Source organism: Hyphomonas atlantica corrig. (assembly GCF_000682715.1).
Lineage (GTDB): Bacteria > Pseudomonadota > Alphaproteobacteria > Caulobacterales > Hyphomonadaceae > Hyphomonas > Hyphomonas atlantica.
On record NZ_AWFH01000010.1, the window covers coordinates 43,652 to 58,842 of the forward strand.

The window sequence follows — 15,191 nt, forward strand, 5'->3', positions numbered from 1 at the left end:
GTGTACTCCATAATCGTGTGAGCGGGGTAAAATGTGCGCGTCAGAGCTCTGCGAATAGGTCGCCTGTTTCCTCGTCGCGTGCCGGGGCCATATCATCCCCTCTATAAAAGCAGGGATGTTTGATCCGGCTGAAATTGCGGTGACGCTCATAGTGAACCCAGCCGCCATTTGGCATGCGCTGGCTGAGGATCGGCGCGCCGCAGATTGGGCATGCGGAATGACTCGATCGCTCCGGACTGCCGCTTTCATTGCGTTCAATGGGCATCCAGGAGGCCGCAACCTCAACAGTTTGGCCGGACGGAAGGCGGCGCATATGCGCCCTGCGGCGAACCCATTTAATCGACATGGTCAGCTCCCGAAATCGCGTAGCCTGAGGAGGCGGCGATTCGGTTAAGCGATTATGGCCCGCAAGACGGGACGCCGGCTGAGGCTGTCACAGAACTTTATTACTCCCGACATTAAACCGTACAGAAAAGCGCATATCGGTGCAGCAACTGCAGAGGGGCATAGCTGTGTCAAGCGACTTTGAGCTGGTTTATTCCTTGGAAATCAAGGTTTTGGACCTTGAGAAGAAGGTGTCTGACCTTGAACAGTCGGTCGCCGGCCTGGCGCAGCAACTGAACTCGGTCGAAAGCGATGCCGCCGCCAATGTGCCGGAGGAAGTCTCTGAGCGGATTCGCGAGGGCGAAAACCCGGTAAGGGTTGTCCGGCAATACCGACTGATGACGCAGAAGGACTTGAGTGATCTGTGCGGCATCCGGCCAAACCACATTTCGGCGATCGAGCGCGGAATGTCTTACGGCCTCAAGACGGCGAAGCGATTGGCAGACGCCCTCGATGTGCCGGTGGATCTGCTGACCTGATTGGCAGGCGCGGTTCGCGCGAGTTAAGGAGTTATCTGGTGAGACGCCGACCAAACGTCGCGATCTGATCCAGGTTGAGAGATTGAGTGAAAGGGCTTGCGACACGAATCGCGAGCCCGTTGGTCGTTGAAAGACCGGGGAAAGTGGGTCGAGTTGAGCGTGGAACGGTTCGAATCTCTTGCGAAGATTGCGCGGCAGGGTGCCAGCCCGGCATTGCGCGCAATTGAAGCCGTTCTTGTGATCGGACTCGGCCTGAGCGCTGCCAAGCTCGCCTGGCTTGCCATTGAGCCCGGCGGGGCTGTGTCGCCAGACATTCCTGTACGTGCTTCGGTACAGGGACCAATGGTCACGACATCAGCAATCGCGGTGGATACATCCCGATTGATTCATGAGAATCCCTTCGGTGCCGGTGCGGCGATTCTGGCCGACACACCCGATGCTCCGGAGACCAGCCTGAACTTGCGTCTCCGCGGCGTCCGCGCCTCTTCAGACGAGGCCGATGGCATTGCCTGGATCACGACACCGAACAACGAGACCGCGGCCTACAGGCCGGGAGAAGTCATTCTGGATGGCGTCACACTTCACCGGATCTATGCAGATCGGGTGACCCTCCGAAAGGCGGGACAAACCGAAGCCCTGCTCATGGAGGGCGGCGCGGGATTACTGTCAGTGCTGACAACTCCCGGCAGTAACGAGGCGCGCGACGGCTTGTCTCCCAATACAACGACATCCCGGGTCGCGCGCGCGGATCTGGTATCCAGCATCACGATTGATCCGGTTCACCGCGGAACCGATTTCGTTGGCTACCGGATCGGCTCGCGCGGCGATGAGACTGTTCTCATCCAGGCCGGCCTTCGACCGGGTGATGTCGTGATCGGCCTCGACGGCGCCGCGATCACAGACGTGCCGCCCGCAGAACTCGCCCGCAAATTTTCAGATCCCGCCCCGGTTCGGCTGACGCTCGACCGCGATGGACAAACATTCGACCACACGCTCGCGCCAGAGGAGGCCCGATCCCGATGAAACTCAAAACCCTCTTGTCAGCGACAGCGTTCATAGCGGCGACACCGTCCGCTTTTGCCCTCGCCAATCAGGCGCCTTCAGATACAGCGCGCCACGTGCTCAACTTCGAAGACGTTGAGCTTTCGGCCCTGATTGCGGATGTGTCGACGGTCACCGGATACACATTCGTGGTTCACCCTGAAGCCCGCACCAAGCGCATCACCGTGTCTTCGACCACGCCATTGACGCGCCAGCAGGTCTTCGATGTTTTCCTGTCATCGCTTCGCGTGCATGGTTTCGCGGCGATCCCGGCGGGCAAGGCAACTTACCGCATTGTCCCGGAACAGAGCGCTGTTGGTGAGGCCGGTATGTCTGCCTACGGCTCAAACGCGTTCACTACGGAGATCTTCAATCTGAAGCATGTGAACGCGGTGGAAGCGGCGAAAATGCTGAAGCCGATTATTGATGAGCAGGGGCAGGTAATCGCCAACAGCCAGTCAAATACGCTCGTGGTCGTCGACTATGCGTCCAACGTACCGCGCCTGCGGAACATGGTTGGCAATATTGATGTCGACCCGTCCGTGACAGCGACCATCCAGTTGGCGAACACATCTGCCACGGAAGTGGCGAGCATCCTTACGTCGCTGAACGCGAGCACGTCTGAAGACAGCTACAAGACCAATTTCAAGGCCATCGCATCGGAAGCCGGCAATGCGCTCATCCTCCGGGGGGATCCTGCTGCGGTTGAGCGGGCGAAACTGGTTACAGCCGACCTGGACGGACGCGACCGGTTGAAAGACACAATCCGTGTAGTTCCGCTGAACAATGCTGACGCAAACGAGGTCGTGCCAATTCTTCAGCAAGTCGCATACGCGATCGACAAGCGTCGCGGTCTTGCGGAGCCGAACGAGGCAACAACCATCGCGCATCATGATTCCACGAATTCGCTCGTGATCAGCGCCGCGCCGGAAACACTCCTCAGCCTTGAGCGCGTGATCTCTGACCTGGACCGTCGCAGGGCTCAGGTTCTCGTCGAGGCGATCATCGTCGAAATGTCAGACGACACGGCGCGCCAACTTGGTCTGCAATTCCTGTTGTCCGGCACGGGCAGCAACTCGACGCCATTTGCGACAACCAATTTCTCCGCATCTGCCCCGAACCTGCTGACCCTGGCAGGCGCGATCAGCGATGATACGCCTTTCTCCGGCGATGATGAGACCGTCAATGAGGCGCTGACCACCGCAGCCCTCAATTCCCTGCTTGGCCTGACCGGTCTGACCGTTGGCGTAGGGGGACAGGATGGTGATACGCTGTTCGGCGCGGTGCTGACAGCTGTCGAGGCCGACACGAACTCCCGTATCTTGTCGAAGCCGTTCAATATGACCCTCGACAATGGAACATCCTCGCTTCTGGTCGGTCAGAACGTGCCGATCACAACGGGACAGGTCCTGGGTGATGATAACAGCAACCCGTTCACCACGGTCGAGCGAAAGGATGTTGGTGTGTCTCTTACCGTCACGCCACGCATTTCCAACGACAATACAATTCGCATGCAGATCGAACAGGAAGTGTCGAATGTTGCGGGGGCTATCGCCGCCGGCGTCACCGATGTTGTCTTCAACACGCGCGAAATCTCAACCAGTGTAATCGCGGATGATGGTGAAATCATCGTGCTCGGCGGCTTGATCGAGCAGAAAGAGGAATTTTCCAATCAGAAAGTTCCGGTGCTGGGGGACATTCCGGTTGCGGGTCGGTTGTTCCGCACGGAAGGAAAATCCCTCGGCCGGACCAATCTGATGGTCTTCATCCGCCCCACGGTTATTCGTGACCGCAGGGATGCGGCAGGTGCGACCAGCCGGTCCTACAACTACATTCGTGCCGAAGAACTGTGGGAAGGTGAAAGCGATGGCACATCCTCCATCGACAATTTCATCACGGAAGTGCTGGGAAGCCCGCCCCCGAAATGATGCCGTCTGAACTCGCCCCCACACAATTCACCTATGCCTTTGCAAAGGACAAGGGTCTGGTCGTCCTGTCCGGACGTGACCGCCTAACGGTTGCTGTCCGTCAGGGGGCTGACCCATTGGCTCTGATCGAGGCGCGCCGCGCGCTTGGCGACGTGTTTGCGGTCGAGGCTTTTGACAAGGACAAGTATGACCAGATCCTGGCCGAAGCGTTTGCAACCGGTCCCATGGCGGATGACGACATTGACGCTGCTGTTGAAAGCCGGGGTGGGCTTGAAAGCCTGATTGACGACCTACCGAAGGCGGCTGACCTGTTGGATGGTCAGGATGATGCGCCGGTTATTCGTCTCATCAATGGTTTGATCCACGAAGCCATCAAGCGGCGGGCATCGGATATCCATATGGACCCGTTCGAAAGCAATCTTTCCATCCGCTATCGGATTGATGGGGATCTTGTTGAAGTCTTGACGCCCCCCCGAAAGCTGGCTGCGCCGATTGTCTCGCGTATCAAGGTCATGGCCCGGCTGGATATCGCGGAGAAACGCTTGCCCCAGGACGGGCGCATCTCTCTGTCAGTTGGCGGGAGGTCCATCGATGTGCGTGTTGCCACGCTGCCCACGCGATATGGCGAGCGGGTCGTGCTGCGCCTGCTGGACACGAAAAATGCCCTGGTGGGCCTGACGGAACTGGGCATGGACGAGAAAACACTGGCGCGCTTCTCGGATGCGCTGGCCCAGCCGAACGGCGTCATCCTCGTGACCGGACCTGTTGGCTCCGGCAAAACCACGACTCTTTATGCCTCCCTGTCCCGGCTCAACAACGGCCGCGATAACATCATGACCCTCGAAGATCCCGTCGAGTACGGACTTCCGGGCATCAGTCAGACCCAGATGGACCACAAAGTCGGCCTCAATTTTGCGGCAACGCTCCGCTCGATTCTGCGCCAGGATCCGAATGTCGTGATGGTGGGTGAGATCCGGGACTCCGAGACTGCCGAAGTCGCGTTCGAGTTTGCATCCACGGGGCGTCTTGCGCTCTCAACGCTGCACACGAACAGCGCCGCCGGGGCCATTACCCGCCTGCGCGACATGGGCGTCGAGGCGTATTTGCTCGCGTCTACGCTGCGCGCCGTGATGGCGCAGCGTCTGGTGCGTCGCCTCTGCCCGAATTGCAAGACAGAGCGCCCGGCGACCGGGGCCGAACTGGAAGCGCTTGGCTTCTCCTCCGGTGACGCAGTCATGGTCGGGGAGCCGAATGGATGCTTCTCTTGCGGCAATACCGGGTTTGATGGACGCATCGGCATCTACGAGCTTTTGACCGTTGATCACGAAATTCGCGACCTTCTGGGCAGTGAAGCCAGTGAGCATCAGATCGATGAGGCTGCCTTCAGCGTCCATGATCGCCTGATCGACAATGCGCGTCGCTACGTGGTGTCTCAGGACACCAGCCCTGCCGAAGTCCTGCGCGTCTGTCGCAAGGGAGGCGCGTAATGCCAGCCTTCGAGTATGTTGCGGTTGACGGACATGGTCGCCGTCAAAAGGGTATCATCTCTGCCGACAGTCCACGCTCCGCACGACGGGAATTGCGTCTGAGAGATCTCATGGCGCTTGATGTGAACCCGGTAAGCGAGACAGCTGCCAAAGCGAGCCGTGTCCGCGGCGGTATCAGCGAGAAACAGCGGGTTCTGCTCGTGCGGCAATTGTCAGTTCTGCTCCAATCCGGCTTGCCAGTTGAACAGGCCCTTGCCGCGGCTGCGGAGGATGCCTCGACGCCGCAATCCCAAAGAGTGCTACATGCCATTAAGGCCGAAGTGACTGAGGGCGCGCGCCTGGCGGACGCCATGTCGATCGCGCCAAAGGCGTTCCCTCCGCTCGTGCGTTCAGTGGTGTCCGCCGGTGAAATGTCAGGTCGCCTGGGTGATGTCACCGAACGGCTCGCCACTTATCTGGAACGCAGTCATCAACTTCGTCAGAAAGTTCAGGCGGCGCTGATTTACCCTGCGGTGCTTGGGGTGATGGCGGTCGGTATGATCATTGCCATGATGCTGTTCGTGGTGCCGCGTCTGGTCGAGCAATTCGATCTGTTCGATGCGGACATACCGCTCATTACCCGGATCGTCATCGGCATGTCGGAGACGTTGAAGGCGCATGGTATCCTCATTGGTCTCGTTTTGGCGACAGGTATCTTCCTGATTGTCCGTGCCGCGCGATTGCCTGTCGTCCGCCGGGCATTGGATCATTACAGCTTGCTCATGCCCATTATTGGCCCATTGAACCGCACCGTCTGTGCGGGTCGGTTCGCCCGCGTGTTCGCCACGCTGTCCGGCTCGGGAGCGACCGTGCTTGAGGCGCTCGCGGGCGCCAAGGGGGCGTCGGGAAACCTCGTCTTCAGCAATGCCGCCGATCAGATAGCAGAGCGCGTCCGGGAAGGTGGTTCCTTTGCTGGCGCCTTGAAGGCCACGGGCGTCTTCCCGCCGATGATGGTGCACATGGTGTCGAGCGGTGAGGCGGGCCGGGACATTCCGGGCATGATGACCCGCGCCGCTGACTTTCTGGATTCAGAATTCGAAACTGGCTCTTCGACCCTGCTGTCCTTGCTGGAACCGCTGATCATTGTTGTTCTGGGCGGGATAGTCGGGCTGATCGTCCTGTCGGTCATGCTGCCAATCCTGCAACTCAACACACTCGCTATTGGATAGGAGGCTTTCATGGACTTCAAAGCACCCGAAACAGAACAGGGCCGTCGCAACATGTCGGCAGGCTTTTCACTCGTTGAATTGATGGTGGTTGTTTTCATCATGGGTCTGTTGGCCACGCTGATCGTCATCAATGTTGCGCCCGCAACGGATCAATCCCGTATCGGCAAGGCGCATTCTGATATCGCGGCGCTCGAAAGCGCGCTCGATATGTACAATCTGGACATGTACAATTACCCCTCTGCGGATCAGGGTCTGGCGGCGCTCAACACTGCGCCCACGGGGCCGCAGGCGGCTCAGTATCGCCCCGGCGGATACATCAAGCGCCTGCGCACCGATCCCTGGGGCAATGCCTATCAATACGCCTATCCGGGCACACGGTCGGGCGGCGCATATGATGTGTTCTCGACAGGGCCGGATGGTCAGGCCGGAACGGATGATGATATCGGCAATTGGGATTCCATGTCCTGATGAAGCTGTCATCGTCCTCTCAGTCGGGCATGTCATTGGTGGAAGTGCTTGTCGCCTTGTTCATTCTGGCGCTTGCCAGCGCGGCCATCGTCATGACGCTCCCACGTCAGCCGTCCGGGCTGGATCGTGAGCTTGCGCGATTGGAGGACGCAATCGAACGCATTTCGGATGAGGCGATCTCGTCCGGTGAATTGCGCGCGATCCACCTGACTGCTCAGGGATACCAATCTCAATCTTGGGCCAATGGCGACTGGGTGGCGATGGCCAGGTCAAACCACCGTTTGCCGTCTTCCATCCAGTTGGCGGTTCGCAAGGGCCGAGACGATCGCAAGGACTGGCCCGCCATTGTGGCCGACCCCACAGGCATGGTCAGCGGTCGACCACTAACGCTGAGAGAGGGCACTGCCGTACGGACGATCAATGTTTCTGCGGCTGGTCAGTTCAGGGTGGAGCGTTAGGATGGCCATCACGCGTCAGGAGCATGGATTTACACTGGTTGAGGTGCTGGTCGCATTGGGCGTCTTCAGCATCGCGGCCATGTCACTGGCGCATCTGGGCAATGAAACGCTCGTGGGCGCCCGGCATGTTGACCAGCGCTTCCTGGCGACGGTCGAAGCGGACAATCAGATCGCGGAAATCATGGCAGTGTCGGACACGTTCGCGCCGGGTATCCAGTCTGGAACGAGCGTGCAGCGGGGCCGAGCGCTCGCATGGACGCGCACGATCGCGGCGACAGATCGGCAGAACCTGTTCGCGGTGCAGGTGATTGTCAGCGACGCAGAGACAGACCAGCAATTGGTGACCCGCCAAACACTTGTGCACAGGGCCGCGCCATGAGCAGGACTGCTGGTTTCTCGCTTATTGAAATGCTCGTTGCCCTGGCGGTGACATCCCTTCTGATGGTTGCCGGCTCTACCTTGCTGATCCAGACATTACGCTCCGGGCAGATGGTGGAAGCCCGCACAGACATGGTGCGCAGCCAAAGCGCGGCGCATAGCCTATTGAGGGATGATCTTGCCAATGCGACTTTGCGGCGGACACGCCCCGCGAACGGGCTAGATGCGCCAAGGGCGTTCAGTGGAGGGTATTCCACACTTGAACCCTTGATGGCGTTCACCCGTGCGGGCTGGTTCAATCCGGATGAAACCGATCCGCGCGGAGACTTGCAACGGGTCGAGTATCTTCTTGATAATGGAAGCTTGGTGCGCCGAGCGTGGTTGCGGCCAGACCCGGTTTACAGAACGCCGTATGCTGATCGGGTCTTGGCGCAAGGTCTCGAAACGGTGGGCATTCGGTTCTTCTCCAGTGAGAACTGGCGGCTGGACTGGTCGGGGCAGGCGGATGCGTTGCCGGAACTGGTAGAGCTCACGCTTGTGTTCGGAGAGGGTGACGAATTGCGGCAGGTCTTCCTGGTGGGAGGCGCCGGATGATGAAATCAGAAAACCGCGATACTGAACGCGGCGCGACGCTTCTCAGTGTTCTGTTGCTGATAGTGTTGATGTCGACCGCTGCGCTGGCGGCGACCGACGCGCTCGCCAGATCGGTCCATGTTTCGCGCGTTTCCACCGACAGGGCGGATCGCTTCTGGGCGGCGCGGGGGGCGATTTCAGTTGGCGAAGTCATCGTCAATGAAATGCTCGCTCAGACAAATGGGAAACTGGATGCCGACTCTGCCATCTTCGCTGAGCCGATCCGCTTCACCTATCCCCGCGGCGTCATCACCGTAGACCTGTATGATGCCACGAATTGCCTGAATCTGAATTCCCTGGTCCTGTCGGACGCCGAAGATGCGGGCGGCACGGTCTCGACGGATCAACTTCATCGCCTGCTGGAAGGGGCTGGACTGTTCAGCACCGAAGCACGCGAAATGGTTGATACGCTGGCAGACTGGATGGACGCGGACTCCAGTCCACGCGCGTTCGGCGGCGAGGACGCGCTGTATTTTGATCGCGATGTCCCGCATCGCACACCGGGCCAGCGTCTCGTGTCCCGTCAGGATCTGAGGGCCATCAAGGGCTATACGCCAGAAACGCGCGCCGCCATTTCAGACCTTGTCTGTGTACGCTCGGACACGAACAATCCCCCCATGAACATCAATACGCTGACCGAGTCACAGGCGCCACTGCTGGCGGCGCGGCTGTCAGAAGAGCTGAGCGTCAGTGAAGCTGAACGACTTATCTTGTCGCGGCCAAGTGGGGGCTGGTTGAATGTTGAGGAATTTCTGCTTTCAGAGAATGTGGTGAGCATCGCGCCGGAACTGCGCCGGGATCATGAGCTCTCTACGGTTTCGAGCGTAATTGGCGCCATCATCACAGTGTCTTCGGGAACGGGTGATATCGCAATAGACGCTCTATACGGGCGGGGTGATAATGGCCGTTTCGTCCTGCTGAACTCGCACAGGAGCCTTCGCTGATGCGCACGCGTATATATACGGAAATTCCCGCCAGTGGCGCTGAGTGGCGTTTCGTGCGCAGTGGTCCGCATGGGATTGAAACGCTACCGCCAAATGCAACCCTTCCCTCCGGGGCGGATATGGTCGTGTTCGTGCCGGGCACGGAGGTGTCTGCGCACAGGGTGCGGATGACAGCGAAACGGCCCGCCGAGATGACACGGCTCGCGGCATTTGCCATCGAAGATGAACTCGCCGTTCCCGTCGATACGATGCATGTTGCAGTCGCAGCCGCGCAAGAGGCCAGTGACCACAGGCTCGTCTATGCGGTTTCAAGGCAGAGCATGGCGGGCTGGTTGGACGCATTGGACTCTGCCGGGATTGGGGCTGCGCGTCTTGTGCCAGACCTGTCCGTGCTGCCCGCGTCAACGCATGTGGATTTCGGTTCGCGACAGCTCGCAACAATCAGCGGACGTCCCGTCGCGATTGATCCGTATTGGCCATCAGATGTGATGGCGGCGCTGATGCGGGAAACGGGCGCTGAGCCGAACATTCAGCAGACCGACAGCCTCACCCAACTCGCCAGCTGGGCAGAGAATGCACCGCGCCTCGTCGATTTCAGGCAAGGCGAATACGCTCGTCCATCTGAACAATCGATCAATCTCACCCGCTTCCGTCTTCCTGCTGCGTTGGCGGCATCGCTCTTCCTGGCCTGGACCGCGCAGTCCGTCTGGTCCATCGAGAAGATGAAACAGCTGACGGCCGGTCTGGATGCGGAAACAGCGCGTCTCTATGCGGCGGCATTTCCAGACCAGCCGATGCCCTCCAATCCCGCCGCTGCCTTGCGCGCGAGCGAGGGAAATGCGTCGCGCAGTCCGACCGCCGATTTCGAGCAAACAAGCGCGGTGCTCTATGGCGCGGTGGCAGAGACACCGGGGGCGTCACTGGTCAGCTTGCGTTATGACCGCAACATGGGCGAACTGCGCGCCACACTGACCTATCCCGCCTTCGGCGCAGACCAGGATTTGAAGCAGGCTGTCGAACAGACCGGCATGCGTGTGAATCTGGGCGATACGCGACTGGAGGATGGGCTCGTCGTCGGGGATCTTTCCATTGGAGGCCGCTCATGATGCAATATTGGAACGAGCGGTCGGGGCGCGAAAAGGGCTTGCTGGCCGTGGCAGCGTTGCTTGTGATCTTTGCTCTGGCGCAGTTTGGGGTTGTGCGCCCCGTGACGGCCGCGCGCGCCGATGCATCCATGAAGCTGGAAGCCGCAAGCCGGCAATTGGACGTGGTCTCCGCGGAACTGGCGACAAGATCCACAGGCACCGGACCTGCCGAATCATCTGAAGCGTCCAGCGGCAATGTGCGGGCGGACCTGTTGCAGCTTGCCAACGCCCGCGGTCTGTCTGTGTCACGCCTGCAGACCACAGACGATGACCGGCTGATCCTGCAATTCGAACAGGCCGCACCAACACTTGTTTATGCGTGGCTGGCTGATGCAGATGACTCCTATGGTATTGTGCCAGAGCGGGTTTCCATGTTTGCCGAACCGGGCGGATATGTTCGCGCCAGCTTTGAGTTCGCGGGAGGAGATACCTGATGCGAAGCAGCACGCTCTTTGTCATCCTGTTTCTGATCACGCTTGTCGGGGGTCTCATCGCATTCACGCCGCTGTCGTTTGTCTTGCGTCAATCCGGTATGGCGGAGCGAGGATTGGGCTGGCAGCAGGCGCGCGGCTCGATCTGGCATGGTCAGGTGACGGGCCTTTCCTGGCGCGGCACGCCCGTAGGGGCGATCAATCTGGATTCTGACTTGCTGCGCATGCTGGGCGGTGGACCATCGCACCATGTCAGCTGGGTCGGCCAGCAGGGGCAGGGACAGGCGGACATCAAAGCCAGTCGGGACTCCGTTCTTGCGGATCACGTCAATCTCAACCTGCCTCTCACAGACGAATGGAATGTAGACCCCATGATCGCGCAGCTTGGAGGCTCCATTCGCTTATCCGATGGTCAGGTCCGGCTGGCAGGCGAGCGCTGCGAGTCCGCGGCGGGCACTGTGACGAGCGACGTAGTGCGCCTTGCGGCGGCTGGCTTTGGCCGCGACTGGCCGATCGTGAGTGGACCGCTTGGGTGCCTGAATGGCCAATTCGAAGCCGACCTGTCGGGTAAGGCGGCGGACGGTACCGTACTGCATATGATGTTCAGCCAATCTGCGGGCCTGCGTGTCACCGTTGCGGAGGCAGATGATGAAGTGAAGGCAAATCTGGCCTTCGCTGGCTTTCGGGACGAGAATGGCACGCTGATCTATGAGCGTCCGCTAAAACCAGAAGGGAGCCGTCCATGAAGCGGTTGATTGCGATGTTGACGGTGGGCACGCTTGCCCTGGCAGGCTGCGCGAGTGGGGCAGGAAAGGCGCCAGTCCCGCCGGCGCCGGATGTGCCCATTGCGGGGAATCTTCCCGCGCAGGATCTTGAACCCGGTGAGTGCGGCCTGTTTCTCTGGACCCAGGGCGATCCCCGCCGCTTCATTTATTTCTCCAGGGCCGGCGCCAGCACCGCCGAAACCATGCTGGCTGAGACCCAGCAGACGCTTGCCATGGTTCGTCAGGGCGGCAGCCTGTTCGGGCAATTCATGACAGAGATGGACTATATCGGCCCCGAAAGTGAGTCGGTTTTCTTGAAGATTACCCCCGGCGAGACCGTCGAAGGCGGACAAAAAATTTCATCTGGCCGCATAACGCTCCTGAATTCTGGAGGTTGGGAAACCGTCATTCCCGTCTCAGGATTGCGCGCGTGCCAGCCCGATACTGAGTAAATTCAGGTGCTTGGATCATTAAGCTGAAAACGCCGATACGGAAAAGATACGCAATTTTGTAGTTACTTGACGCAAATTCGTCGCAAAATGTATTGTGACAGTTATGTTACAGAGATGCTACAAATATATGTCAATCTCGGCTCTGGCGCTCGCGGCGCTGGGACTGGCAGCAAATGCCGATCAGGAATGCGACCTGTCTGACGGGCTCGCCCTTCAGCCCGCAGCTTTCCAATCAGAGACTGTAGCCTGCCTCCAATCGGCGCAGGGTGTAGAAGCTGATCCATTCATGCAAACCGAACTCAGCCGTTTGACGGATGCGATGCGGACCAGTCAGGGCGCCGATGGCCTGAAGAGCCTTCAGTCGCTTAACGAAGCTGCGCGTATCCATGCCTATGACATGGCCACACGGGATTACATCGCGCACAGCGATCCGGAAGGTCGTGGGCATCTGGACCGCGTCCGCATGTTGGAGCGTACGCATCTGATTGGTGCATTCGGTGCGAACATGGCCGTGATCTCTGATTTCGGAACCGCAGCCGAAGCCTTCAATGCGCTGAAATCCGATCCGGTGAACGCGGCGAATATGGCGCGGTCCGAATTTGATCACATGGGCATTGCCGCCGTTCGTGCGAATGGCAAGATCTACATCGTCCAGCTCTTCTCGGGCGTTGAAGGCCGTGTGGACTCGCCATCTCCAGACTATGTCAGCAGCAAGGTGAATTCCGAGGTCCGCCTCGCACAAGCTCGCTAGGCATCAGAGGGCCGGCTGACAGGCCCTCTATTCGCGAATTTCTGATCGATGTCCCCAAGACGCCTTTCAGAATGGTCGGCCCGACACGGGCCGGCCTTTTTTTGTGCTACGTGCTTGGTCATGACGGCCCGAGCCACCTCACGGTGTTTCGCCCTTTAAGAACGTCGTGTGAACGGGTAGAAGGCCGCCATGAACGGATTTCTCGCAGTTGCAGCAGGCGGCGCTATTGGCGCATCGCTTCGGCATGGCGTCGGTCTTTTGGCCGTGCGCCATCTGCCGGCGGGCTGGCCGCATGGCACGTTTGCCGTAAACCTGCTGGGCAGCCTGCTGATGGGCCTGCTGGTTGGCTGGCTGGCGCTGAAAGCAGAAGGGCTGCACCAGACGACGCGGCTCTTCCTGGCGACTGGTGTGCTTGGCGGGTTCACCACGTTTTCGGCCTTCTCGCTGGAAGTGGCAGAATTCCTGCGCAAGGGCGAGACGGTGAAGGCGGGGGCCTATGCGGGCCTGTCCCTGTTGCTGGGCGTAATGGCGCTGTTCATTGGACTTTGGATTGCGCGGAAGGTGTTCGCATGAGCGGCCAGATTGTTACAGAAACGGTTTCCGACAAGGAATCCGGCACCCGGCTTGACCGCTGGGTCAAGCGTCGCGTGCCAGTCACGCAGGGCCAGATCGAGAAGATGCTCCGCACGGGGCAGATCCGCGTCGACGGGTCTCGCGCCAAGGCGAATACGCGGCTGGAGACTGGCCAGCAGGTGCGCCTGCCGATCCTGGAGGCGGATGCAACGCGCCCGGCCCAGAAAAAGGCGGATCGCGTCTCCGAGGAAGATCGCCGGTTCATCCGTGACCTGATCCTCTATGAGGATGACGAGATGATCGCCATCAACAAGCCAGCCGGCATCGCCGTGCAGGGCGGATCGGGGCAGGGCCGCCATATTGATGGCATGCTGGCCGCGCTGGGCGATGGCGAGCACCGCCCGGTCCTCGTCCACCGGCTCGACAAGGATACGAGCGGCGTGCTGCTGCTGGCCAAATATCCGAAGGCCGCCGCACAACTTGCCGAAAAGTTTCGCAGCCGCGACATGGACAAGGTCTATTGGGCGGTCACGGTCGCCGTGCCCAATCCGCCTTTCGGCCAGATACGTTGCTGGATGGTAAAGGGCATTGAGGATGAGCGCGAGCCGGATGGCTACCGCGTGATCCACCCGAAGGCCCGGGGCCGCCGCGATGCCGACCGGGAGCGCATGTTCCGCTCTGCGCAAGGCGTTGAAGGCGCACGTCATTCGATCACGGATTATGCGGTTGTTTCCACCGCCGGGCAGAAAGCGGCCTGGGTCGCGCTGAAGCCGGAAACCGGTCGCATGCACCAGCTGCGCTTCCACATGCTGGAAATGAACACGTCCATTCTGGGTGATTTCAAATACCAGTGCCGTCGGGAAGTGCCTCAGGGCCTCGCGCCCGGCCTGCATCTGCATGCCCGCGCCCTGATCATCCCGCGCGAGAATGGCAAGCCGATCAAGATCGTCGCGCCGTTGCCGCCGCACATGAAACAGACCTTTGAGGCGCTCGGCTTCCTCGAACAGGAAGCGGGCAAGGACCCGCTCGCGCCCTTTGTATGAGTGACAGTCTGAAACTTGCCATCTGGGACGTGGACGGAACACTCGTCGACAGCCGCCAGTCGATCCATGAGATCATGGTGGAGGCCTTTCGCCTCTCCGCGCTGACCCCGCCGGACTATGAGGGTACCCGAAAGATTGTCGGACTCAGCCTGCATCAGGCGTGCGGCCAGCTGGCGCCGGAGGCCGGCGCTGACGACATTGAAAAGCTGGTGCAGGACTATCGGGACTCCTGGGTGCGTGCCCGCGCCCGTCCGGATTTTGCGCAGCCGCTTTATGATGGTGCGCTGGAGACGCTGGAAATGCTGCGCGAGGAGGGCTGGCTGATCGCCATGGCCACCGGCAAGACGCACAAGGGCATCGCCAGCCTGTTCGAGGCGCATGACATCAAGCATTTCTTCGACACGATCTGGTGCGCCGATGATGGCCCCGGCAAGCCGCATCCGCACATGGTGGAACAAGCGATGGGCGCGCTGGGCTGCGCGCCGCATGAAAGCCTGATGATCGGCGATGCGATCCACGACATTTCCATGGGCCGCGCCGCCGGCGTCTACACCCACGGCGTCAGCTGGGGCTTCGGCGCCGCCCACGAACTTGAAGACGTCGGCGCCCACGAAATCCACCATG

19 protein-coding genes are annotated in these 15,191 nt (G+C 60.1%); 18 read left to right on the forward strand and 1 reads right to left on the reverse strand.

Annotated features, from left to right (window positions below; genetic code table 11):
* Positions 1 to 40 precede the first annotated feature (40 nt).
* Positions 41 to 346, reverse strand: a complete 306-nt coding sequence (locus HY36_RS07000) for a hypothetical protein (protein WP_155841766.1) — start codon at positions 344 to 346, stop codon at positions 41 to 43.
* A 166-nt stretch (positions 347 to 512) separates the two neighbouring features.
* Here HY36_RS07000 and HY36_RS17760 point away from each other — a divergent pair, with 166 nt between their 5' ends.
* The 18 genes from HY36_RS17760 to HY36_RS07090 form a co-directional block, all read left to right on the forward strand.
* Complete coding sequence (locus tag HY36_RS17760) at positions 513 to 863, forward strand: helix-turn-helix transcriptional regulator (protein ID WP_051602589.1); 351 nt, start codon at positions 513 to 515, stop codon at positions 861 to 863.
* Positions 864 to 989: 126 nt separating this feature from the next.
* Positions 990 to 1,886 (forward strand): type II secretion system protein N, encoded by an 897-nt coding sequence (locus HY36_RS07010; RefSeq protein ID WP_162175960.1) that lies wholly within the window; start codon positions 990 to 992, stop codon positions 1,884 to 1,886.
* Positions 1,883 to 3,832, forward strand: a complete 1,950-nt coding sequence (gene gspD / locus HY36_RS07015) for a type II secretion system secretin GspD (protein WP_035550432.1) — start codon at positions 1,883 to 1,885, stop codon at positions 3,830 to 3,832. The genes HY36_RS07010 and gspD overlap by 4 nt, the downstream gene beginning before the upstream one ends.
* Entirely contained in the window at positions 3,829 to 5,319 is a 1,491-nt protein-coding gene (locus tag HY36_RS07020) for a GspE/PulE family protein (protein WP_162175961.1), read from the forward strand. The genes gspD and HY36_RS07020 overlap by 4 nt, the downstream gene beginning before the upstream one ends.
* Positions 5,319 to 6,527, forward strand: coding sequence for a type II secretion system F family protein (locus HY36_RS07025; protein WP_035550436.1), 1,209 nt, complete (start codon positions 5,319 to 5,321; stop codon positions 6,525 to 6,527). The genes HY36_RS07020 and HY36_RS07025 overlap by 1 nt, the downstream gene beginning before the upstream one ends.
* Before the next feature lie 9 nt (positions 6,528 to 6,536).
* Positions 6,537 to 6,995, forward strand: coding sequence for a type II secretion system major pseudopilin GspG (gene gspG, locus HY36_RS07030; RefSeq protein ID WP_051602590.1), 459 nt, complete (start codon positions 6,537 to 6,539; stop codon positions 6,993 to 6,995).
* On the forward strand, positions 6,995 to 7,453 hold the full coding sequence (locus tag HY36_RS07035) for a prepilin-type N-terminal cleavage/methylation domain-containing protein (protein WP_035550439.1): 459 nt from the start codon (positions 6,995 to 6,997) through the stop codon (positions 7,451 to 7,453). The genes gspG and HY36_RS07035 overlap by 1 nt, the downstream gene beginning before the upstream one ends.
* A gap of 1 nt (position 7,454) precedes the next feature.
* Entirely contained in the window at positions 7,455 to 7,832 is a 378-nt protein-coding gene (gene gspI, locus HY36_RS07040; RefSeq protein ID WP_051602591.1) for a type II secretion system minor pseudopilin GspI, read from the forward strand.
* Positions 7,829 to 8,425, forward strand: a complete 597-nt coding sequence (gspJ, locus tag HY36_RS07045) for a type II secretion system minor pseudopilin GspJ (RefSeq protein ID WP_035550441.1) — start codon at positions 7,829 to 7,831, stop codon at positions 8,423 to 8,425. Before gspI ends, gspJ begins: the two co-directional genes overlap by 4 nt.
* The gene (gspK, locus tag HY36_RS07050; protein WP_206741164.1) at positions 8,425 to 9,408 is read left to right on the forward strand and encodes a type II secretion system minor pseudopilin GspK; all 984 of its coding nucleotides are present in this window, start codon (positions 8,425 to 8,427) and stop codon (positions 9,406 to 9,408) included. The genes gspJ and gspK overlap by 1 nt, the downstream gene beginning before the upstream one ends.
* A complete protein-coding gene (gene gspL, locus HY36_RS07055; protein WP_035550446.1) occupies positions 9,408 to 10,514 on the forward strand; it encodes a type II secretion system protein GspL in 1,107 nt (368 codons plus the stop codon). The genes gspK and gspL overlap by 1 nt, the downstream gene beginning before the upstream one ends.
* Positions 10,511 to 10,987, forward strand: coding sequence for a type II secretion system protein GspM (gene gspM / locus HY36_RS07060; RefSeq protein WP_081806083.1), 477 nt, complete (start codon positions 10,511 to 10,513; stop codon positions 10,985 to 10,987). The genes gspL and gspM overlap by 4 nt, the downstream gene beginning before the upstream one ends.
* Positions 10,987 to 11,730: a type II secretion system protein N gene (gene gspN, locus HY36_RS07065; protein ID WP_035550453.1), complete on the forward strand. Its 744-nt coding sequence runs from the start codon at positions 10,987 to 10,989 to the stop codon at positions 11,728 to 11,730. Before gspM ends, gspN begins: the two co-directional genes overlap by 1 nt.
* The gene (locus HY36_RS18615) at positions 11,727 to 12,200 is read left to right on the forward strand and encodes a hypothetical protein (protein WP_035550455.1); all 474 of its coding nucleotides are present in this window, start codon (positions 11,727 to 11,729) and stop codon (positions 12,198 to 12,200) included. The genes gspN and HY36_RS18615 overlap by 4 nt, the downstream gene beginning before the upstream one ends.
* 127 nt (positions 12,201 to 12,327) lie before the next feature.
* Entirely contained in the window at positions 12,328 to 12,951 is a 624-nt protein-coding gene (locus HY36_RS07075; protein ID WP_035550458.1) for a CAP domain-containing protein, read from the forward strand.
* Positions 12,952 to 13,140: 189 nt separating this feature from the next.
* Positions 13,141 to 13,524, forward strand: coding sequence for a fluoride efflux transporter CrcB (crcB, locus tag HY36_RS07080; protein WP_035550462.1), 384 nt, complete (start codon positions 13,141 to 13,143; stop codon positions 13,522 to 13,524).
* On the forward strand, positions 13,521 to 14,567 hold the full coding sequence (locus HY36_RS07085; RefSeq protein ID WP_035550464.1) for an RluA family pseudouridine synthase: 1,047 nt from the start codon (positions 13,521 to 13,523) through the stop codon (positions 14,565 to 14,567). The genes crcB and HY36_RS07085 overlap by 4 nt, the downstream gene beginning before the upstream one ends.
* The coding region (locus HY36_RS07090; RefSeq protein WP_035550467.1) for an HAD-IA family hydrolase at positions 14,564 to 15,191 on the forward strand (628 nt) is incomplete at its 3' end. The genes HY36_RS07085 and HY36_RS07090, both read left to right, overlap by 4 nt.